At 64.2% G+C, this 20811-nt stretch carries 17 protein-coding genes and 1 tRNA gene; 8 read left to right on the top strand and 10 right to left on the bottom strand.

Going from position 1 to position 20811, the window contains the following annotated elements; genetic code table 11:
• Positions 1-512 precede the first annotated feature (512 nt).
• Positions 513-5543 (top strand): IPT/TIG domain-containing protein, encoded by a 5031-nt coding sequence (locus ABIA90_RS14755; RefSeq protein WP_502916629.1) that lies wholly within the window; start codon positions 513-515, stop codon positions 5541-5543.
• A 66-nt stretch (positions 5544-5609) separates the two neighbouring features.
• Here the strand turns inward: ABIA90_RS14755 and ABIA90_RS14760 are convergent, their stop codons facing one another.
• Positions 5610-6542 carry a septal ring lytic transglycosylase RlpA family protein gene (locus ABIA90_RS14760; protein ID WP_166096571.1) on the bottom strand — a complete coding sequence of 311 codons (933 nt, stop codon included), beginning with the start codon at positions 6540-6542 and terminating at the stop codon, positions 5610-5612.
• 804 nt (positions 6543-7346) lie between these two features.
• On the opposite strand from ABIA90_RS14760, the gene ABIA90_RS14765 reads away from it, so the two are divergent.
• Positions 7347-7475, top strand: a complete 129-nt coding sequence (locus tag ABIA90_RS14765) for a hypothetical protein (RefSeq protein ID WP_259257577.1) — start codon at positions 7347-7349, stop codon at positions 7473-7475.
• 31 nt (positions 7476-7506) lie between these two features.
• Here the strand turns inward: ABIA90_RS14765 and ABIA90_RS14770 are convergent, their stop codons facing one another.
• On the bottom strand, positions 7507-7797 hold the full coding sequence (locus tag ABIA90_RS14770; RefSeq protein WP_071913898.1) for a hypothetical protein: 291 nt from the start codon (positions 7795-7797) through the stop codon (positions 7507-7509).
• A 162-nt stretch (positions 7798-7959) separates the two neighbouring features.
• Between ABIA90_RS14770 and ABIA90_RS14775 the strand changes: the two genes are divergently transcribed.
• A complete protein-coding gene (locus ABIA90_RS14775) occupies positions 7960-8550 on the top strand; it encodes a TIGR00645 family protein (RefSeq protein ID WP_063983282.1) in 591 nt (196 codons plus the stop codon).
• Between the two features lie 18 nt (positions 8551-8568).
• Here the strand turns inward: ABIA90_RS14775 and ABIA90_RS14780 are convergent, their stop codons facing one another.
• Positions 8569-8889: a DUF1476 domain-containing protein gene (locus tag ABIA90_RS14780; RefSeq protein ID WP_063986370.1), complete on the bottom strand. Its 321-nt coding sequence runs from the start codon at positions 8887-8889 to the stop codon at positions 8569-8571.
• A 261-nt stretch (positions 8890-9150) separates the two neighbouring features.
• Here ABIA90_RS14780 and ABIA90_RS14785 point away from each other — a divergent pair, with 261 nt between their 5' ends.
• On the top strand, positions 9151-9375 hold the full coding sequence (locus tag ABIA90_RS14785) for a hypothetical protein (protein WP_028153369.1): 225 nt from the start codon (positions 9151-9153) through the stop codon (positions 9373-9375).
• 58 nt (positions 9376-9433) lie between these two features.
• Here the strand turns inward: ABIA90_RS14785 and ABIA90_RS14790 are convergent, their stop codons facing one another.
• The 7 genes from ABIA90_RS14790 to ABIA90_RS14820 form a co-directional block, all read right to left on the bottom strand.
• Positions 9434-9625 (bottom strand): hypothetical protein, encoded by a 192-nt coding sequence (locus tag ABIA90_RS14790; protein WP_028153368.1) that lies wholly within the window; start codon positions 9623-9625, stop codon positions 9434-9436.
• A gap of 351 nt (positions 9626-9976) precedes the next feature.
• Positions 9977-10381 carry a DJ-1/PfpI family protein gene (locus tag ABIA90_RS14795; RefSeq protein ID WP_354118229.1) on the bottom strand — a complete coding sequence of 135 codons (405 nt, stop codon included), beginning with the start codon at positions 10379-10381 and terminating at the stop codon, positions 9977-9979.
• A gap of 31 nt (positions 10382-10412) precedes the next feature.
• Positions 10413-12620, bottom strand: a complete 2208-nt coding sequence (locus tag ABIA90_RS14800) for a multicopper oxidase family protein (RefSeq protein ID WP_354118228.1) — start codon at positions 12618-12620, stop codon at positions 10413-10415.
• Between the two features lie 10 nt (positions 12621-12630).
• Positions 12631-13698, bottom strand: coding sequence for an NAD(P)/FAD-dependent oxidoreductase (locus ABIA90_RS14805; protein ID WP_354118227.1), 1068 nt, complete (start codon positions 13696-13698; stop codon positions 12631-12633).
• A 92-nt stretch (positions 13699-13790) separates the two neighbouring features.
• On the bottom strand, positions 13791-14207 hold the full coding sequence (locus ABIA90_RS14810; protein WP_071913888.1) for a hypothetical protein: 417 nt from the start codon (positions 14205-14207) through the stop codon (positions 13791-13793).
• Entirely contained in the window at positions 14204-16483 is a 2280-nt protein-coding gene (locus tag ABIA90_RS14815) for a LodA/GoxA family CTQ-dependent oxidase (protein ID WP_354118226.1), read from the bottom strand. Before ABIA90_RS14815 ends, ABIA90_RS14810 begins: the two co-directional genes overlap by 4 nt.
• Positions 16484-16501: 18 nt before the next feature.
• Positions 16502-18607, bottom strand: a complete 2106-nt coding sequence (locus tag ABIA90_RS14820) for a tyrosinase family protein (protein ID WP_354118225.1) — start codon at positions 18605-18607, stop codon at positions 16502-16504.
• 449 nt (positions 18608-19056) lie between these two features.
• Here ABIA90_RS14820 and ABIA90_RS14825 point away from each other — a divergent pair.
• The 4 genes from ABIA90_RS14825 to ABIA90_RS14840 all read left to right on the top strand — a co-directional run bounded on the left by ABIA90_RS14825 (position 19057) and on the right by ABIA90_RS14840 (position 20621).
• Positions 19057-19146, top strand: a tRNA-Ser gene (locus ABIA90_RS14825).
• A gap of 361 nt (positions 19147-19507) precedes the next feature.
• Positions 19508-19762 (top strand): hypothetical protein, encoded by a 255-nt coding sequence (locus ABIA90_RS14830; RefSeq protein WP_354118224.1) that lies wholly within the window; start codon positions 19508-19510, stop codon positions 19760-19762.
• A 42-nt stretch (positions 19763-19804) separates the two neighbouring features.
• Positions 19805-20077 carry a hypothetical protein gene (locus ABIA90_RS14835; protein ID WP_166096579.1) on the top strand — a complete coding sequence of 91 codons (273 nt, stop codon included), beginning with the start codon at positions 19805-19807 and terminating at the stop codon, positions 20075-20077.
• Positions 20078-20360: 283 nt separating this feature from the next.
• The gene (locus tag ABIA90_RS14840) at positions 20361-20621 is read left to right on the top strand and encodes a DUF3551 domain-containing protein (protein WP_071917452.1); all 261 of its coding nucleotides are present in this window, start codon (positions 20361-20363) and stop codon (positions 20619-20621) included.
• The last annotated feature ends 190 nt before the right edge of the window (positions 20622-20811 follow it).

Below are 20811 nucleotides of genomic sequence, written 5' to 3' on the forward strand. Positions count from 1 at the left end.
CCCAAAAAACTAACGACCCGTCGCGTGATGATGCAAACCACGACGGCGGCACTTAAATTAAAGAATGAATTTATTGCGGCCCACTCGCCGAGATTGTTGAACAGTCAGCGTTGACAGTCAAGCGCAAGCGCAACCATAAATTGATACGCCAAGCGTTTCCGTCGATTGCCATCAAAGCACGCTTTTGTTGCCGCTCTGCAACGGTTCGCCGCAAAGTAGTGCCCGCGACTTGGTTTCGGCAGTTTGGCTGGCTCGCTCGCTTGCGTTGCGCACCGCGTCCCGTCAAATGCACGCAACGATATAGGCGAATAATTTCACAATCAGGGATTTTAGGCGGATGCTCTATCGAGAGCTACCGCCAAGGGGGGCCGGTGAGTCACGCGATTGCGGTGGCCATTCCAGAGATAATCGGGAAATTGGCGGTCCCGACACGCGATGGTGAACCTAAGCCTTCGCGGATATTGCGCTCTCTCTGGCGGGCGGCTCAACGCATCTGCATCGCGGCCGTCGTGATGCTCGGCGCGATGGCGGCGGCGAACGCGGCTTGCGATCAAACGACGGATTCGACGTCGGGCGTGACCATCAACTTCACGTCGGTCGGTCAGATCTATCGCCTGTGTCTGACCGTCGGCGCAGCCGCGGCCGACGACTCGGTTGTATACGGCGTCTATTCCGTCGCGGGCACAGACGCCTTTTACAATGCACCGATCACAAATTCGAGCGGCCATTCGGGCAGCCCACTGCTCACAGCGGCCGATTACAATCCGACCACGTCAAAGGCAACTTACACATTTCATCCAACGAACCCGAACCAAAACGGTCAATCCGCGAAGGCTGGCCAGGCCGAGATCGATATCACGCTGAACAGCAAGACAGGTGGCGGACAGGACTCGATCACCCTGTATTACACGCCGGGCTGCAGCGATTTCAACGTGGGCTGCTCCGGCAGTTCGATCGCGAACACCCCTTATACGTTCACGATCAACCTACCCAGCCCCACGGTGACGTCGATTTCACCGACGACCGGGCCGCTCGCCGGCGGCACTTCGGTAGTGATCACCGGCACCAACTTCACCGGGACGACTGGCGCAGCCGGCGTCAAGTTCGGCGCCACCAACGCGACGGGTTACACCGTCAATTCCAATACGCAGATCACCGCGACCGCGCCCGCAGGGTCCGCCGGGACTGTCGATATCACGGTCACCAACGGCTCGACGTCGCCGACATCGGCGGCAGACCAATACACCTATGTTGCCGCGCCGACTGTAACCTCGATATCGCCGACATCAGGTCCAACCGGTGGCGGCACATCGGTGATCATCACCGGCACGAATTTCAGCACGACCACAGGCGCTGCCGGCGTGAAGTTCGGCGCCACCAATGCCGCGAGCTACACGGTCAATTCCAATACCCAGATCACGGCCACCGCGCCTGCCGGAACCGGCACCGTCGACGTCACCGTCACGACAGTAGGCGGGACATCCGCGACCACGGCCTCCGACCAGTTCACCTATGTGGCCGCGCCCACCGTCACCTCGATCTCGCCGACGTCGGGCCCGGGCGGCGGCGGCACCACCGTGACCATCACCGGCACCAACTTCACAGGTGCGACGGCCGTGACGTTCGGGGCAGCGGCCGCGGCCGGCTTCACCGTCAATTCGGCGACCCAGATCACCGCGACATCTCCGGCCGGGACCAGCACCGTGGATATCCGAGTGACGACGGCCGGCGGGACGTCGGCAATATCCGCGGCGGACCAGTTCACTTATATTGCCGCTCCCACAATCACCTCGATCTCCCCGACCGCAGGTCCGGCGGCCGGCGGGACGTCGGTGACGATCACCGGCACCAACTTCACCGGAGTCACGGCCGTGACGTTCGGCGGGACCGCGGCGGCCGGCTTCACGTTCAATTCAGCGACCTCGATCACCGCGACCTCGCCGGCGGGGGCCGCCGGTGCTGTTGACGTCAGGGTCACGACACCGGGCGGGACATCAGCGACCTCGGCTGCTGATCAGTTCACCTATGCAGCTCCGCCAACCGTGACATCGATCTCGCCGACATCAGGCCCGCAGACCGGCGGCACGACCGTGGTCATCACCGGTACGAACTTCTCCGGAGCAACTGCGGTCACGTTCGGCGCAACGGCGGCAACCGGTTTCGCGGTCAATTCGGCGACCCAGATCACCGCGACATCGCCCGCAGGCACTGGTACGGTCGACATCACGGTGACGACCGTGGGCGGAACATCGGCAACGTCAGCAGCCGATCAATTCACTTATGTTCCGGCACCGACGGTCACTTCGATTTCGCCGACCTCGGGTCCGGGTGGCGGCGGCACCACCGTAACCATCACCGGCACCAACTTCTCAGGCGCGACGGCCGTGGTGTTCGGAGCAGCGGCTGCGACTGGCGTCACGGTCAATTCGGCGACCCAGATCACCGCGACGTCGCCGGCAGGAACCAGCACGATCGACATCAGGGTGACGACAGCCGGCGGCACGTCGGCAACATCGGCAGCGGACCAGTTCACCTATATTCCCTCACCGACCGTCACCTCGATCTCACCCACTGCGGGCCCGCAGACAGGCGGCACGGTGGTGACGATCACGGGCACGAATTTCACCGGCGTCACGGCCGTGTCATTCGGCGGGACGGCCGCAGCCGGCTTCACGTTCAATTCCGCAACATCGATCACAGCGACCTCGCCGCCCGGGACCGGCGTCGTGGACGTGAGGGTCACGACGCCGGGCGGGACATCCGCGACCTCGGCCGCTGATCAATTCACCTATGCCGGCCCTCCCTCCATCACGTCGATTTCGCCGACAGGCGGCCCCCTGGGCGGCGGCACGACGGTCACGATCACCGGCGCCAATCTGTCAGGTGCAACGGCGGTGACGTTCGGCGCCACGGCGGCGGCCGGCTTCACCGTCAATTCGGCAACCCAGATCACCGCGACATCGCCTGCCGGGGCCGGCACCGTAGATGTCAGAGTGACCACCGTGGGCGGAACGTCGGCAATGTCCGCCGCTGACCAATTCACCTACACCGCCGCGCCGACCGTCACCTCGATCTCACCGACTACGGGTCCGCAGACAGGCGGCACGGTCGTGACGGTCACGGGCACAGGCTTCACCGGCGCCACCGCAGTGACATTCGGCGCAACCGCCGCAACGAGTATCACGGTCAATTCGTCAACATCAATCACCGCGACGTCACCCGCCGGTACCAGCACCGTTGACCTCCGCGTGACCAATCCAGGCGGCACCTCGGCCACCTCCGCCGCCGACCAGTTCACCTATGTCGCCACGCCAGCCGTCACGTCGCTTTCGCCGACGTCGGGGCCGGCGGCCGGCGGCACGGTGGTAACGATCACGGGCACCAATTTCACCAGCGCGACAGCCGTGACGTTCGGTGCAACCGCGGCGGCGGGCTTCACCGTCAACTCCGCAACCTCGATCACCGCGACATCGCCGGCCGGCACCGGTACCGTCGACGTCAGGGTGACGACCACGGGCGGCACCTCGGCCACATCGGCGGCAGACCAGTTCACCTATTTCGCCGTGCCGACCGTGACGTCGATCTCGCCGACGGGCGGCCCGCTCGCAGGCGGCACGTCGGTGACCGTCACCGGCACCAATTTCACCGGTGCGACCGCCGTGAAGTTCGGGGTGACGAATGCATCGAGCTTCACGGTCAATTCCGCGACCTCGATCACCGCGGTCTCGCCGGCCGGCGCCGGTACGGTCGATGTCACCGTGACGACGCCAGACGGAACGTCCGCCACATCGGCATCGGACCAATTCAGCTACACGCCGGCACCAACGGTCGGCTCAATCTCACCGAGCTCCGGATCCGCGATCGGCAGCACCTCCGTGGCGGTCACGGGGACCGGATTCACCGGCGCCACCGCAGTGAAGTTCGGCGCCAACAACGCGACCAGCTTCACGGTTAATTCGGCAACGTCGATCACGGCAACCTCGCCGCCCGGCGCCGGCACGGTCGATGTCACCGTGACGACGGCCGGAGGGACGTCGCCGACCTCGGCGGCAGACAGGTTCACCTATCTGTCCGCGACGACCACCACGGAGCTCACCTCGTCGAAGAATCCGAGCAGCTACGGCGAGTCTGTAACGTTCACGGCCAAGGTGAGGAGTTCGGGCGGAACGCCGACGGGAACGGTCACTTTCAACGACGGCGGCACGCCGATCGGCACGTCTACCCTGTCGGCCGGTGACGCCACCTTTGCCACGACCACGCTCCCCGTCGGCAATCACAGCATCACGGCGACCTACAACGGCAGTGTGGCCTTCAACGCCTCGACATCGCCGGCTCTGAACCAGTCGGTCGACATTCCCGCCGACAGCGCCAAGCTGCGCGCCCTCCAGCTCAACGTCACCAAGATCGTGGCGCAGAGCTCGGGACAGGCGATCTCCGGTTCGATTGACACCGCGATTTCCGAAGGGTTCAGCGACGGCGGGCAATACATCATGCCAGGCGCGGGCGGGCTGCGCGTCAATTTCGCCGCCGCGCCCGACGGCGATGAGGACGACAAGCCCAAATCCGGTCAGCAGCCCGGTTCTCAAAGTTTGAACGCCTATTCGGGCGACGGCGGCTCCGGCCGGACCGGCGGCCGCGGGCGCGGCTCCTCGCGGATCGATGACGCCTTCGCCGCGATCGATCGGGCGGCTCCGACCAAGGCACCGGCTGCGCGCTTCAGGGAGCAGAAGGACTGGCTGTTCTGGATCGACGTGCGCGGCAGCGGCATCGATCAATGGGGCTCGTCCGGCAACATCGGTCAGGGTGCAACCCAGGCCACGCTTTTCGGCCAGCAGATCAACCTGCTGTCGGGACTGACCTACCGGGCGAGACCCAATTTGCTGGTCGGTGTGACCGGCGGCTACGAGAACTTCAGCTACACCCAGACCGACATCAACGGAAAGCTGAAGGGCGACGGCTGGACCGTCGGCGCCTATCTCGGCTGGAAGATCATCCCGACGCTGCGTTACGATGTGGCCGTGACCTATTCCGGCATCGGCTATGACGGCACCGCCGGCACGGCGCAAGGCAACTTCAACGGCAATCGCTGGATATTCGCGACCGGCTTCACCGGCAGCTACAGCTGGGCCAATTTCAATATCGAACCGTCGGCCAGGGTCTACGCGATCTGGGAGCGGGAAAACGCCTATGTCGACTCGCTCGGCACCCAGCAGGCGGCCCGCACCTTCTCGAGCGGCCGCGCGTCTGCCGGCAACAGGGTCTCCTACCCCATACCGTGGCTCGATAGCGTGCTGCTGGCGCCCTATGCCGGCGTGTTTGCCGACTATTACTTCACGCAGGACGATGCGGCCGCGATCGTTGCCGCGGGCGGCATCCCGCTCGCTTCGACACCATTGCTCCAGGGCTGGTCAGCCCGCATCACAGGCGGCATCGGCGCAAGGCTGGCGGGCGGCACTACGGTCGGCTTCGGCGCCGAACTCGGCGGCATCGGCAGCAACACGCAGATCTGGACGTTCACGGGACGCGCGCGCATCCCATTCTGATCCCTGGACGCGACGACGGGCCAGCGGCGCTACGCCGCTCGCCGGATTTGCCGGTTTGGTACCTGCTTAGTAGAGGCCGCGGCCGCTCAGGATGCTGCGGGCCTCGGCGGCGCCGTCGGCCGATGACGGTGCGTTCTCGGTCGCGTAGCGGCCATCCTCGTCATAGGACACGGCACGCGCGTTCTGGAGCGCCCGGCCCCGGCTGCGGCTGCGGCTCGAGGCCGACATCTCCGAGGTCGCGTTGAGCGACGCCATGTCGGCGGAGGTGTTGCCGAGATTATAGGGCCGCCCCTCCGGCGTCGGAACCTCACCGCGAATGGCGCCGCGGTTCGACGACGGAAGCTCCGGCACGAAGGGCCTTGCCGAGGCAACCCGCACCATCGAGGGCGACGGCGCCGGGATCCCGGTGCGCAGGGTCGCCATCAGTTGGCGATCGTCGGAGCCTTCCAGCGGCGCCCGGCCAACGTATTCGACACGGACCTTGGCGACGCCATTGCCTTTGAATTCAAGGAGTTCAGCGGCTTTGTTCGAGACGTCGATCAGCCGGTTGCCGTGATAGGGCCCGCGGTCGTTGACGCGCACGATCAGCGATTTGCCGTTCGAGACATTGGTCACCCGCGCATAGGACGGCATCGGCAGGGTCGGATGCGCCGCTGTCAGCGAGGTCATGTCGAACACTTCGCCATTGGCGGTCAGGCGGCCGTGGAAATCGTCGCCGTACCAGGACGCCATACCCTCGGCGCGGTAGTTGACGTCCTCCTCCGGCACGTAGGTCCGGCCGCCCACAACATAGGGCTTGCCGACGCGGTAGGTGCCGCCGCCTTTCGGAACCGGATCCCCAAACGCCACGACCCGCGGGCTCGAGGACACGCCGTATTTCGGATCGACCCGGCTGGCGAACTTGTTCGAGGAGGCGCAATTGGCGAGCGCAAGGCAGGTCGCGACCGCGGCAACACCGCGCGCGGCCCGCAAAACCGAATCTGACCGTCGGATCCCCATGCGCCCCAAATACCACTTCGCCGGAGGCGTACCCAACCCGCTTTGGCTACGGGGGAGCGCTGTCCGGTCCCAAAATCCAAGGCGGCCCACCACCGCGTCGGAAGCAGTAAGGATAACGCAACCCGAACACGGCGGAAATGGGGAGCCCACAGCGTTCACGCCGGGATGGTAAACGGGGCGTTCGCTTCTCCCCGTCGATCTACGGAGCGCAGGCCCCCTGCTCTGTGCCACTCCTGGACATTCTGTTGCGCCAAATCCTCACTCCACCCCCATTGTCTTGTGGCTCACTGGAATTCTTTTGACTGTGCAAGGCCGCACGCGTTTTCTCGGTTGCAGGGGCGAACTGGAATTTGACGATGATCGAGACGGTTTCGGCACTGATGGGTCTGGTAAGCGCGGGGATCTTCCTGGCCCATGCGTTTGAAGGTTACCGCACGAGGGCCTGAGGGCATTCGCGCGGACGGCAAGGATCACCTCTTTCAAGACGGCACGTTCGGACAATCTTAATCGATCCGACCGAGCATCGAACACGAGAGCGGCAGGTGTCCCATGCGCAATCATGACTTCGTATCCGATGGCTTCCTGGCACTGACCGCCGGCGGCTTGTTTCTTCTCTGCTCGAGCCTGGTGGCACTGGCCTTCGCCTGAGCACCACCACCAGTCTCCTTCTTTCTAACCACAACTACACCGCGATGCAGCATACAGCGCTGTCCGGTATTGCCCTGCTCCCGTTTAGTTGATTGAATTTCTGCGTTCGGCGCCTCGACTCATTTCAAGAGGCCATCACCAACGAGGGTGACGCAAATGCTTGCTGAGAAATTTTTTCTGGTTCTGGAATCGCTGATCCGCGGCGACCGCACCTATCCCGACGGAAGCCCCCGGGTGATCAGCACCTCCTCGCACGTGCCGGTGAAGCTGCCGGACCGGAAATAGCCGTCCCCCAAACTTCCGAATCACGCGCTGCTCAGCGCAGGCCCAATAGCGAGCGGCGATAAAGGCTGTCGCGGGCCTCGCTCAGGCAGACGAAGCTGCCGTCGAAACCCTGGCCATACCGCTTCTGGCCCTTGCCGTAGTAGATGCCTTTCCTGAAATCGAGCCAGACCACCTGGTCGTGCGGGCAATGACGTTGCGCCTGCGCCTCGTAGCGAAACGGCGTCAGCGGCGTCGCCGAGACCTCCGCGCCACCGGCGCCAACCACGATTGCGACGGCGACCGCGATGCCGCCGAGCCCTTTGCCGAAGCCGCTCCAAGACACCCCCGCCTCCCGATTCAAGCCCTGACTCTTTGGCCGTTCGGCACGGTAGCACGAGACTGCGCGATCTGTCGGCCGCAGCCGGCGGCTCGGCCGTCTTCCACCGGCCATCTTGTCGGGTTACATGGAAGCGAGATCATCTCAGCTCGCGAGGATGCTGCCTGAATGTCGGTTGAGCCTGGACCCGAGTCCGAACTGCGCACCGAACCCCGCCCGCCGTTGCCGCGTTTGGGCCTGCTGCCGATGATCATCTTCGGCTCGCGCTGGCTGCAACTGCCGCTCTATCTCGGACTGATCGTGGCGCAATGCGTCTACATCGTGCTGTTCCTCAAGGAGCTCTGGCATCTGTCCTGGCACGCGATCGATCTCACCGAGCAGCAGATCATGATGAGCGTACTGGCGCTGATTGACGTCGTGATGATCTCCAATCTGCTCGTGATGGTGATCGTCGGCGGCTACGAGACCTTCGTCTCGCGGCTCGACCTCCAGGGTCATCCCGACGAGCCGGAATGGCTCGGCCACGTCAATGCGAGCGTCCTGAAGATCAAGCTCGCCATGGCCATCATCGGCATCTCCTCGATCGCGCTGCTGCGCACCTTCATCGAGGCCGGCAATCTCGGCTCGAACCGCGCCGGCTTCACCGAGACCGGCGTGATGTGGCAGGTCCTGATCCACATCACCTTCATCGCCTCGGCGATCGGCATTGCCTACGTCGACAGGCTCAGCGACTCCGGAATGCGCAAGCACGCCGAGTGAGGGCAACGGCCGGCCTTCTTATTGTTTGCTTGCTTCGAGCTGCGCGAGCGCCTGGTGCAGGCACTCCTGAAGCTTCTGCGCGACCTGCTCGCGCGCCACGCCCTTGGCGGCAAGATCGCCGGACACCTTGCCCACGACATCGTCGATGCTCTGGCTCTCCAGATTGTCTGTCACCAGCGCCGTTGCGTAGCTTGCCGCGGCGTCGCCGCTGAGCCCGAGCTGGCCCGCGGCCCAGAGCCCGAGCAGCTTGTTGGACCGGGCCGTGGCCTTGAACATGAATTCCTCGTCGTGGGCGAATTTGGCCTCAAAGCCCTGCTCGCGCTTGTCGAACGTGGTCATGGTCAGCTCCAATGCGTTTTCGCTGAGGAGAATCGGACTGGCTGGGAGCGAACGTCTCCGTGGTTCTCGTCAGTTTAGGATCATTTGAATCTTCCTCCCGGAAGGCAGAGGCCGTCAAGCCTGCGCGGTGGTGCGCCGCAGCCCGGGCGTGGGCACGGCACGCACCAGCGCCGCGCCAGCCAAATCGGCTAGGCAGAGATGTTTACCGTCCGTTAAGCAGACTCGGCGCCGGATGGGCCGGGGGACATCGAGAGCTGGCGCATGAACAAAGAGCTGCGGGAGTTTCGACGGCTTGAACGGGTCTGCCTGGAGCAGGCTGCCCTCTCCACCATGGATCTCGCGCGAAGCGGGTTGCTCAAGGTCGCCGACGATTGTCGCATCGCGGCCGAGGCGATCGAGGCGCAAGCGCCCCGCGGCGCGTTCGCCGGCGCCGTCCAGGCGCTCAAGCTGGCTTTGAGCGCAACGGGAATGTCCAACCGGCATTAGCGGCCGGTCTCCGGTTGGGAGATCGCTTCAGAAGATTGTGGGCGGCGACCGCGTTCGGTCAGCCCTTCGCCTCGGCCGCTTCGCGCGCGAGCCGCTCGGCCCTCAGCCGTTCCTTATTGGCGTAAAACGCCTTCTGGGCCTCTTCGTGATCGCGCATGGCCTTTTCGGCCTCGATCCGGCGTGCGGCATCACGAGCCTGGCGCTGCTCAGGGGTCAGGGGTTTGCGTCGGAAGGAAAGGTCTTCGGTCATGCGGAGACAACGCGCAAGCAACGAAACGGTTCCATGAGTTGAACCCGGCAGTCGACGCGGCCGATTGAAGTATCAACATATCAGATAGTTAGATGATGCATTCGGTCGGCCGGACCTATCGCGTCGACCCCGGCGGCTTGACGCCTGGGAGAGGGCACTGCGGCGCTGCGGGAATCGCGCTGCGCACGGGCGGATCCGGATAGTATTCGGTGTTTTGCTGAACCTGTCGCGCCAACTCCGTGCCTCCGAGCAGCGTGATCAACATCAGCGCCTCGTCGAGGCCCGCGGATATTCCGGCTCCGGTCAGGCGATTGCGATCCAGCACGAAACGCGGATGTCCGTCGGCAACCTTCACCTTCGGGAACAGCGTCGGAAAGCATTCCAGGAAAGCCCAGTGGGTCGTCGCCCAGTGGTCGTCGAGAATGCCGCGAACAGCATCGCCCCCTCGCAGACCGAGCACATGTACTTCGCACCGGTGGCCTGCCTGGTCAGAAATTGGAAGTAGGTCCGGTGCGGATCGTTGATGATCTCGGTGAGCGCGTCTGGATCGCCGCCGGGAATCCAGACGGCATCATACTGGGCGCATTCCGCGAAGGATTTTGCGACCTCGAACGGAAATCCCCGGTTGCGAAACCGTTTCATTCCCGGCTTTGCCGCGACGATCTCGACGTCGAAGTCGGCCCAGTCGAACATTTCGAAGGGACCGGCGACGTCGAGCATGTCGACGCCGTCGTAGACGGGAATGCCGATCTTCATCGCGCGAAATCCTCCCTGCTTCCTGTGACGATCAATGTTTGTGGCCTACGGGCGTCGCCGCGGGTGTCGCCGTCGGCTGCTTGGCATGACGCATCCCCGCCATCCCGAGGCCGCCGCCCGGCGCGTTGAGGTCGGGAACGATTGCGATGTTGGCCATCATGCCCGCGTCCTCGTGGTCCAGGATGTGGCAATGCAGGACATACTCGCCGATGTAGCGGTCGTACCGCGTCCTGACGCGGATCTGATAGTTGTTCTCGACGATGATCGTGTCGCGGAATGTGTGCCACATGCCGCAATACTGGTTGGCCAGTTGCTGCTTGTCGGCATACACGATGTCAGCTTTGCAGGTGCCGTCGGGATTGTAGATCGAGATCTGCTGACCGTTGGTGTTGGTGGTGGTGACGTCGATCACCTGGAACGGATTGACGTGGATATGGAAGATGTGCGGCTCGCCTTGCGCGGACAGCATCCAGTCGTCCGTGGTGTTGACCTCGCGCGTGAAGTTCACCACGTCGGGATCGTACGAGGCGTTGTTGACCGTGAAGGCCGGGAAGTTGATCGCAAAGGCCGCCTGCTGCTGCTGGCTGCCGGCAGCTGGCGGCGCAAGGTTTTCGAATGGCGCCCACGGCCGCAGATCGCCGTCACGCAGCCCGGTGCGAACGGCGTCCGGCAACGTCGGATTGGCATCGTACAGCGCCTTGCCGACATAGGCCTGCAGGTCGCCGGTCACGGGCTGCCCTCCGCGCACATGGATGTAGGCCAGCAATTGCGGCGTCGTCGGCCCCTGCCCGCCGCCATTGCCGTTGGACACGCGCTCAGCCTTCGGCGCCGCCTGGTTGAGCAGGCAATAGTCGCCGTCCGAGGGGAATACGACGAGGACGTCGCTGCGATAGCCGGGCTGCATGTAGTTCGATTCAAGCATGCCTCCGACTTGCGAGGCGTGCACGGTGCGCAATTTGGTCCGGGTCAGACCGTCGGATGCGATCTCGAACTGCGGAATCAGAGTGCCGGCCGAGGCATTGCAGGCGGCCAGAAGATCGGCCTTCTGCTGCTGGCGGTTGCCGCTCAGCGCCGAGGTCGCGATCAGGTTCGTTGTGCCGACCGGCGTGGCGCGCACGAGCTGAATGTTAATCGTGTCATGAATGCCGGCATGCACGAAGCGCCAGCGCTGGATCTCGCCCGCCGGCACGGTGAGCGTCGGCTGCACGATGCCATTGACGCTGGTGAAGCGGCCATTGGTGTCCCAGATCGACGATGAGTCCAGTTGCAAGCCAAAGTTCTCGACGACGCCGGGGCTTACCGGATTGCCTGACGTCGCCAGCGGGCACGTCCACGGCGCGTTGGCGATATTTGCCGGACTGTTGGCGTTGTAGAGTCCCTGCGTGGTGTAGATCTGCTGCCACGGGCCGCCGGGCTGGTTCGGCTGGTTGGCGAAGCAGGCATAGGCGATCTGCTGAAACAGGAAGAGCTGCTCCTTGAACGGGGCGCCGTTGACGTCATGCAGGACCGTGTCGATATCGGCAATCGGCTTCGGGTTCTGCGGCGACGGTGGCGTATAGGGACGCTCGCCCTTGACGACCAGCACGCCCGAGGCGCCGCTCGCCACCTGCACTGCCGTCGAGCCATGACGGTGGGCGTGATACCAGAACGTCCCCGCCGGATGGTCGTTGGGGATGTTGATCTCATACGGAAACTTCGTCTGCGGGGCGATGTTGAGCAGCACGTTGTCGCTGTTGCCGGCGGGCGAAACGTGCAGGCCGTGCGTGTGCAGGTTGGTGGTGTTGAAGCACCCGACCAACGCCGGCAAGCCCAGCCCCTCCGGCGGATTGGGCAAACAGCTCGGGTCGTCCTTCGCGAGCTGGTTGATCAGGTCGACGCGCAGCGTATCGCCGGGCTTGATGAAGATCGCCGGGCCCGACTTGCAGCCGCCATAGGAGCGCAGTTCGACGGGGTCGAGGCCATCCGGTTGCGGATCGGTCGGATCCGGGTTGTTGATGAAGAAGCGGCCGCGCACGAAGTTGAGCACCACCGAGACGATCGAGCCGCTGCGCGAGATCGATCCTTGCGGCCGGCAGCCGCCGACGGCCGGCGCCACCGTGGCCTCCAGGGCCACGACATTGCCCTGTCCGGGCAGCGTCGGCGGCGGTTCGAAAGCACGGGGAACCGGCGCCGCGAATGCTGGAAGGCTCGGTCCCAGCGCGGCGATGACAAGACCAATTCGCACGAAGCTCTTCATCATGTTGTCCGCCCTACTGTTCCAGAAGACTGCTCGAAGGATTGCGTGAAGGCGCGTCGGCACGCCGGCGCCGCCAGAATGGCCGCTCGGACCAGCGCGAAACACTGCCGTAGTGTTCGCTCAGCGTCGTCGCGTAGGCCGCGGCCTCGCGCGCGATCCACGCGCCGTAGCGATCGAGAGCGGCCGCATCACCGCGCGCGAGGCAATCGCAGGCGGCATAGGCGGCGAACACGCCCGAGCGCATGGCCTTGACCACGCCATGACCCGAGATCGGATCAAAAGCGCTCGCGGCATCGCCTGCGCAGAGGAAATGGAAGCCGGCAGTCGTTGCGGCGTACCGACTGCCCGCAGGGATCAAGCGGGGTGGTTCGAGCCGAATGATCTTGCTCGCGAGCGCCGAGACGAATTGCGTCCTGGCGAGAGCTCTGCGCCAGCCGTCCGGCGTGTTCAGCCTGAGGCCGCGCGCGAGATCGGCATCGGTCATGCAGGCAAAAGCGCGCCTGCCCTGGTCGAGTGCCATCGTGTACCACCAGCCGTCTTCAAAGGCCTCGACGAGCAGTTCCGGTGCGGCCGGTCCCGATGTCGTCGCCTCGGCATAGGCCGCAATCAGGCGGTCCTGCGCTTTCGCCCGCAAACCCTGGCGGTCGGCGAGTGCGCGGGCGCGGCCCGTCGCATCGATGATCAGCCGGGCCGAATGGCTGTTGCCGTCGTCGCAAACGACCGACCAGCCGTCCGCCTCGCGCGCGAGATGACAGACCTTCGCGTCGACGCGCTCGGCCGCGCGGCAACCCGCCGCCGTGAGCCAGCCATCGAACGCCATTCGATCAACGCGCCATGACGGCCCGCGCGCTTCCAGCAGCAATTCGCTCGACGTCAGGCCGGCCTGGTCCCAGGAGGTGAGCGTGCGGTGCGACGGCGCAAAGCCCTGCGCCAGGAAAGTCGGCCACAGACCCAGCTGCCGCAGCACCGGCTGGACCAGCGGTGACAAGACCTCGCCTCGTCCTTGGTCTCGTTCTTGGCCTCGTCCCGGGCCCCGTCCTTCGCCGCGCCCGCGCCGCTCGGACGGCGCGATCACGGCCACCCGAAGCTCCGGCGCGCACATCGCAAGCGCGCGGGAAGCGGCCGCTCCGGCTGGACCTGCGCCTGCAACGATGATGTCGAACGCGGCCAAGGTCAGTCGGCCCGGACTGCGTAGAACGACGCCACGACGCCGGCAGGCGCCACCGTGCCGGGTGAGCCGCCGCTGTGCGGGATGGTCCGGATCACCGAGCCGACGATGGCCGGACGCTGGTCGACGCCATTGGGCCAGGCCGGCACCAGCGAGCCCCAATAATCGTAGATCCATTCCTCGCCGCCGACGACGCCGGTGCCCTGGAAGCGCACCTGCATCGGCGATCCGTAGGCGCGCGATCCCTTCAGCGCGAGCGACCAGCCCGGGCCGCCGATCGTTCCGGTCAGCAGCTGCATCGGCCCGTCCGCGATCTCGATCGTGCCACGGCCGAATTCGAGATTGTTGAAGGCCGTGTTGACGTCGGGATCGTTGAGCAGGCTGCGATAGGTCCAATGTCCGACGAATGGATTGTCGCTCATGATACCTCGCTTTTGGGATCGGGCCGCGACCCGGTTGTTCGCTCGACGCTGATGTATTTGGGCCCTTGATAACTGTCGGCGGGCTTGACGGCCGGCTCGTAGGGATTGCGCACGATGAAACCGAGCAGCGACCACTCGGTGACCATCTTGAGGTCGCCGACCGGCGTCTGCGGGACGCCGCGGCTCCACGTGGTCCAGACGTAATTGGGCTTACCGTTCGAGACCGAGGCGATCTCGAACGACTGCAACGGCCGATGCGCCGGCCACCACAGTGTGGTCCAGGTCTTCTCGTCGCGTCGCAAGCGATCGTCATTGTCGCCGTCGGGCCAGAGATTGTTCCAGTCGGCGTAGGTGATGTTGATCGGCTGGGTGGTGCACTCGTTGAAATCGGACTGCCAGGGCAGACCCATATATTTGGTGAGGTCACCCGGCTGAAGACCGGTCTCGAAATCGTTGTCCTGGCTGAGCGGCGAGTTGACGTTGAAGGTCGGGTCGGCAATCACGGTGCCGTGGTCCTGATTGGCCTGGGCGGCGCTCTGCAGGAAATCCGAGACGCTGCGATCGGCGTTGATGCGATACGGCGCCCAGTAGATCGAAGGGTTGCGCATCACCCAGCCGAGCTCGGCGCCCGGACAAAAGGCGCCGCCGAGCACGTTGCTGAGCACGCCGCGGTCGAGCTCGCGGCCGGTCTTCGGCGGTGTCTTCGGATAAGGCGCGAAGGGTGAATAGCCGTCGGGCAGCCAGCCCTCCTCCTTCTCGTTGATGAACCAGCCGCGCGCCCATTGGCCGAGGATGAAGAGCTGGTACTCGGTGAGATGAAGAAACTTCGACGGCGTCTCGTTGGTCAGCGGATTGTCGCCGCACAACAATGGCATCAGCGGCAGCGAATGGACGCGCGACGATGCACGGTCCTGCACCTGGAAGGAATTGGCCTCGCCCGCACGGCGCAACAGATCGAACAGGAAGCGGCGCATCGGTCCGTAGGGATCGTCGGCCTTGGAATAGTGGGTCGGACCTGCGACCGCCGCCACCGCCATGACCGCTTCGCCCTGACTGGCATCGCGCAACGGTGCATCCGACGGTGTCGCCGTCGCCGCCGGCCGCGTCGCGCGTTTCGGGGTCTTTGATAATTTGTCCGGATCGAACGTGCCGCGCTGCGCCTGATCGTGCGGGTAGTTCGATTGCTGAAGGATATCGTTCAGATACCTGAATTCATCCGGCCGGAACAGGATCGGCCAGATGTCGCGATAGAACCACGGCCGGTAGTTGCGATTCCAGGCGAGACGGCCGGCCTGCCAATGACGCAGCGCCGCCTCGTCGCGGAACGGGATCTGCTGCGGATCGTCATAGGTGCCGAGCGTCCCATAGATGCCGGTATCGGTGGCGAACTGGCGCACATAGAGATCGTACAGCACCTCGTCCATCGTGATCATGTCGAGGATCTCAGGGACGAAGCGCGGGTAGCCGACCACGACCCAGGCAGGAAACTCGACGTCGATGTAGCGTGTCTGGCCGACCTGCTTCGAATACATGATCAGCCGCGCCATCACCGGCCCATCGGAGATGTCGTCGTACCAGCCGTCGGTGTTGGCATAGTCCTCGATCTTCGGACCGAAGCTGCCGTTGACGTCCATGCCCGAATTGCCGTGACCGCCGAGCACGACCAGGCGGCCCTTGTTGTCGGTCATCATCTCGCCCAGCGTGTCGATGTCGAACGGCTGGAGGCCCCTGGGCGGGAACGTGGTGGCATAGCCGCCGGGGCCGCCCGAGCGATCGAAATGCGCGCGCCGGTTGGTGGTCGCGTTCACGCTACGCGGGCCGGGATCGATGATGAGCAGGTCGCGGTCCTGGCCGGTGATGTCGGCGTTGCGGCGCGCACTGCCAAGCGCGTAGCCATGCTCGCCCTTAAGCTCGGTGAACGGGTACCAGGAGGCCTTCTTGTTGGCGACATAGACGCGCCACTGGATGTCGACGAGCACACCGTGATTGCCGCCGCCCTCCACGGCATCGCCGAGCGCCAGCGGCCTGCCTTCCGGGGACTCGTCGTCATAGACGAAGATCTGGAAGCGCGCGGCCTGGCGCTTCACGCGGCCCTGCACATCCTTGAAGGTCTTGACCGGAACGGGTGTGACCCCGTCGGGGCCGTGCAGGGGATTGCCGAAACTGTCGCAGGCGAGCGGCATCGCCGCGGGCGTCTCCGGCGCGAGGTAGAATTCGCTGTCGCTGTTGCCCAGGCGCGCGATGCCGATGCCCGGATGGATTCGATACGTCGCCATGACTTCCCCGCCGCTTTCTCAATCCAGGAAACTGATCGACACGCCTTCCAGCTTCAGAAGCTCCCTCTCCTCCTGGTAGTCGCCGCCGATCACGACCATCGTGATCTGCAGCGGGCCCTTCTTCTTGAGCGCCTGCCTGGCGGCGGCCGTGACGTCGATGCGATGGACGCGTGGCGTGTTGTGGCTGCGCCCGCGCTGGTCGAAGCGCCGCGGCTGCGGCGGCGGGATATCGCAATGGCCGGGACCGCCGTAGCAGGCCCCATGTCCGAAGATCGAGATGTAGCCGGCGTAGTGCGGATTGCCCTTGATCGGCGTCGAGGCATCGGCCCCGGGTTCGTTCAGGAAGGCGCGCACGAAGCAGGAGCGCATCAGTTGCGGCACCTGGTGCAAGCGGATCTCCGCGCGTTTGAAGCTGCGCGCGGCTTGCGGCACGTTGATCGGCTGCGACACGAAGCGGCTGACCGGCGCCTCGAGTCCGACCGGCATGAAATGCGAGCTGAGGACGTATTCGTAGCCGAACGGCGCGATGTCGAGCGTGTCGCGGATGGTGTAGTTCCACGGCGACAGCACGGAATCGAGATCGGCCGGCAGCGCATTCGGATTGAGCTTCTGCCACTCCCACCAGATCCGATCGATATTGACGTGGATCGGCCAGAACACGGGATCGTAGGAGGCCGTCAGGTTGCTGAACATGTCGCCGGAGCCCGGCTGCGAATAAAGATCCGGGCGGGCGTGGAAACGGCGCCCGCCGACCTGTACGGCATCGTTGCGGCGCTTGGCGAGCGCGCGCAGACGTGTGGTCTCGGCGTCGGATTGCGACGCAGCCGCCGCGGTCGGGGCATCTTTGCAGACATAGGTCGCCTGCCCTGCATCCGGATTCTGGCCACCGGTCCAGATGTGCATGGTGTTGTGCGGATTCTGGTCGAGAAACCCGAACGCCGCGTCGTAGATGCTGCCGCCGCCGAAGTCGCGGAAATTGTTGAGGCTCAGGATCTGGGCGATGTCGTCGGCCGACGGGTAATGATAGTTGATCGCCTGGTTGATAGTCTGTCCCTTGGGATATTCGGCCGGATAGCGCAGCGGATACCAGAGCGAGTTCGACTGAAGCAGCGCGTCAATGAAGCGCTGGCGGTTGGCATTGTCAGGATCCGGCGTGACGGCCGCATAGCCGATCTTGCTGATGACGTAGCAGAAGAAGCCGTGCTGTGAGGTGAAGGTGACGCGGTCATGCGCGAGCGCCAGGATCGCCTTCTTCTGCGCCGCCGTCGGCGCCGGATCGAGCGCCGCCAACAGCGTCTCGGCCGCTTCCTCGGTGAGATAGGCCTTCATCGAATTCGGAATGATGCGGCCCTTGTCCGGCTCCTCCGGCCGGTACTCCGGCATCGTGAAGTCCCAGTACGGGAGCATCAGCCCGGGCTCGAAGTCCTGAAGGTTCTGCTCGAACTCGTAGAGATAGGCACGGTGCCAGGGCAGGAAGCGCTCCCAGCCGTGCTGGCAATGGTTCTGGTGGATCAGCGCCTGGTTGTTGTAGTTGCGCCGGTCTTCCGGCCAGTGGTCGAGATCGTAAAGCCGGCGGAAGCCGCGGCGCAGGCGCTCGAGCTGCGGCTCGCTCATGCAGTCGATGTTCATGCGCCGCCTGGGCTCGCCGGCGTCCGCGGCCGGCGAATAGCCGTCGGCAGCCACCGCAAATTCGGCGATCTCGCTCACCTTCACCGTCACGGTCTTCGCCGGCTTGCCAGGCGCAAGCTCGACTGCGACGCTGGTCGCATCATCCGGGCAGCCGGCATCGATCCAGTCGGCAATGCGGTCGACGTCAGCGGGCGCGACGCGCTTGCCGCCCCATGGAAGCGCCGGAAACCGGCCACCGTCGAACGGTGCGTCACCGCGCAATCCCTTGATCAATCCGGACGCGTCGCTGCGCGCATGCGGCGGGATGCAGCAGGCGTGGCCCTCCGGCACTGGAGCAACCATCTTGATGCCGAAGATCTCGGCCGCCTCCAACGCCTGTGCGCCCTTGTCCCAAAACCGTCCAGCGCCACCATAATCAGCGGTGCTATCGCCAGCAGCTTCATCCAGGATCGCCTTCACGCGCGCATAAGCAACGGTCAATGCTTCGGTGTCCATTCCAGCCCCCGGACAGCAAGACGAAGAAGGCGGCCGGAGACTAAGCACAACTTTTGGGTGATGTCACGTAAACACGCACCTTCAACGTCGAAGCAAGCGCGAATATTCTTCGGGGTTGCGTGATCTATTTCATACAACCTTTATCAAAACGACAGATCTGGCCACGCGTCTTGCAGATGCGGGCGCGAGTGCGTTGCTCCAAGCTCAGCACCGGCCATCGGACGTGTCCGGTCAGCAAGCGCTGCGCGATTGAGCGCAGCGTGCATTCCAGTCGTCGTTGGACGAGCCGAGCCACACCGTGAGCGAATCCGCGCCGAACGACTGCTCGACGAAGCCGAGCTTTGCCCTTCCCGGCCTGTTTCCCCATCGGACTTGGTTTTCCCCCGCAAGCGCCAACTTCGCGTTGCCTTGCGCGGTCGACTGCGTTAAGCGACAACCATTCTCTGTCCGGAAGGGTGGCCGAGTGGTTTAAGGCACCGGTCTTGAAAACCGGCGTGCCCGCAAGGGTACCGTGGGTTCGAATCCCACCCCTTCCGCCAAAACATCAACAAAATCAATTAGTTAGCTCGTGGTTTTCGCTTCAGCGCACAATCGAACGTACAATCGTCGCTTGGTGGCGCCGTAAGCGTCGCGGTGAGATCGAGTCGATTTGTCGCAGTTCGGACGAGGCGACGCCCGATCCCAACACTGATGCCGCCGCCGATCTCATCAGCTTTCCGACGTCACGATGGACTGTCGTGTTTCGACGCGATGCATCGAAGGAGCGACAAGACGGTCCTTGAATCACAGCGATGGCGTCGCGCATCTATCCACACCTACGACCGGCAGTAGCTCGCGAGCATTCCGCGCCGCTAGGAATCGATAATTTGACTCTCGCCTGCGCCGCGGTTCGATGGCGTCATGACCAAGGCAGAGAACAGAGCGGCGGCGAGAGCTTGGCACCAAGAGCGCATGCGTCAGCGCGCGGAAGAAGTGCGGGCCGAGGCGGTAGCAGCCGACCTGGCCGAACTCGGCCGGCTTCGCCACTACCTCATCTTTGGCAGGAAGGATCGCCGTGCCGACCGCGAGAAGCCGATAAGCGCCATTGACGACTACGTCGGTGAGATGACTGGCGACCGAACCGCGCTGCACGCCAAAAACCACAAGTGCGGGTGAAGCAGTACGGCCTGGGGACGAAGAATCGGGTAGTCGATCTGCATGAAACTCGCCGCCGAACGTGCCTTTGCCGCTCCTGAAGCCGCCGCCCGCAAACTGGTCGAGCTCGCGAAGACCATTGAAGCTGTCCAGGACGGTCGCATTCACATCGAAAAGCTCAATGCTCCGTTTCTCTACACGCTCAAGGCCACCGGGTTGGAGTTCGGCGCCGGCATCAAGCATGCAGTTGAGAAGGGCTGGCTCGAGCTGCACGAGAGCGGGACCTCTGTCCGGCTGATCGACACCAGCGCAAAAGCGGCCCCAGCAAAAGACTAAGTTGCCGGGGCCGTTTGGAGGCTACCTTGGCGGTAATGGGGTCGCCAGGTGGTCCTGAGCATAGGAAAAACCGGCAATCAGTTCTGTCCACTTGTGCCCAAAGCAGTATAGTTCCAGATCGGGAACGGAACCGATCGCAATGAAGTTTAGAAGGGACGGCCCGCCAGCGTGACCAGCGGGCTGGTAGCGATCGTCAGGCGCAGTCGCGACCTCCGCGGGGTACGATCGAAGTACTGGCTCGTGGAGCTTCGCGCGCGTTCTCAATGTCCGAATGGAGGTTCCAATGCGTACTCCGGCCTTGGCGATTTTGGCAATCGGGATGGCATCAACAGAGCCGGCGGCAGCTCAGACGTATAATCCGGCCTTTCCGGTTTGCCTGCACGTTTACCGCGCGGGGGCCAACTATTACGATTGCAGCTACACATCGCTGCCTCAGTGCAATGCTTCGGCATCGGGCCGCGCCGCAGAGTGCGCCATAAATCCATACTTCGCGGGCGTGGAAAACCCCGCAGCTTATCGGCGGCACGGCCGCCGCGCCTACTAGGGCAGTTGCGAGAGACGCCCAGCCCGCTAGCGCGAACCGGCGGGCTGCTGCTTGGGCCGCCTGCGTTTCGGTACCGCGATCCCTAGCGGCTTGTGCCGACGGTACCACCGCGCTTCTATCGGACGATCCGATCAAGACGGCAGCCCGTTATACAACCAAGTATCTGATCTTTCATTTGGGTGCCTACCCG

Origin of the sequence: Bradyrhizobium sp. LA6.8, from assembly GCF_040547935.1 — a bacterium.
Lineage (GTDB): Bacteria > Pseudomonadota > Alphaproteobacteria > Rhizobiales > Xanthobacteraceae > Bradyrhizobium > Bradyrhizobium barranii.

Excerpts from the sequence above, each read along its gene's own strand:
- ABIA90_RS14755 (WP_502916629.1), top strand. The coding sequence starts at position 513 with ATGCTCGGCGCGATGGCGGCGGCGAACGCGGCTTGCGATCAAACGACG.
- ABIA90_RS14760 (WP_166096571.1), bottom strand. The coding sequence starts at position 6,542 with ATGGGGATCCGACGGTCAGATTCGGTTTTGCGGGCCGCGCGCGGTGTT.
- ABIA90_RS14765 (WP_259257577.1), top strand. The coding sequence starts at position 7,347 with ATGCTTGCTGAGAAATTTTTTCTGGTTCTGGAATCGCTGATCCGCGGC.
- ABIA90_RS14775 (WP_063983282.1), top strand. The coding sequence starts at position 7,960 with ATGTCGGTTGAGCCTGGACCCGAGTCCGAACTGCGCACCGAACCCCGC.
- ABIA90_RS14780 (WP_063986370.1), bottom strand. The coding sequence starts at position 8,889 with ATGACCACGTTCGACAAGCGCGAGCAGGGCTTTGAGGCCAAATTCGCC.
- ABIA90_RS14785 (WP_028153369.1), top strand. The coding sequence starts at position 9,151 with ATGAACAAAGAGCTGCGGGAGTTTCGACGGCTTGAACGGGTCTGCCTG.
- ABIA90_RS14790 (WP_028153368.1), bottom strand. The coding sequence starts at position 9,625 with ATGACCGAAGACCTTTCCTTCCGACGCAAACCCCTGACCCCTGAGCAG.
- ABIA90_RS14795 (WP_354118229.1), bottom strand. The coding sequence starts at position 10,381 with ATGAAGATCGGCATTCCCGTCTACGACGGCGTCGACATGCTCGACGTC.
- ABIA90_RS14800 (WP_354118228.1), bottom strand. The coding sequence starts at position 12,620 with ATGATGAAGAGCTTCGTGCGAATTGGTCTTGTCATCGCCGCGCTGGGA.
- ABIA90_RS14810 (WP_071913888.1), bottom strand. The coding sequence starts at position 14,207 with ATGAGCGACAATCCATTCGTCGGACATTGGACCTATCGCAGCCTGCTC.
- ABIA90_RS14815 (WP_354118226.1), bottom strand. The coding sequence starts at position 16,483 with ATGGCGACGTATCGAATCCATCCGGGCATCGGCATCGCGCGCCTGGGC.
- ABIA90_RS14820 (WP_354118225.1), bottom strand. The coding sequence starts at position 18,607 with ATGGACACCGAAGCATTGACCGTTGCTTATGCGCGCGTGAAGGCGATC.
- ABIA90_RS14830 (WP_354118224.1), top strand. The coding sequence starts at position 19,508 with ATGACCAAGGCAGAGAACAGAGCGGCGGCGAGAGCTTGGCACCAAGAG.
- ABIA90_RS14835 (WP_166096579.1), top strand. The coding sequence starts at position 19,805 with ATGAAACTCGCCGCCGAACGTGCCTTTGCCGCTCCTGAAGCCGCCGCC.
- ABIA90_RS14840 (WP_071917452.1), top strand. The coding sequence starts at position 20,361 with ATGCGTACTCCGGCCTTGGCGATTTTGGCAATCGGGATGGCATCAACA.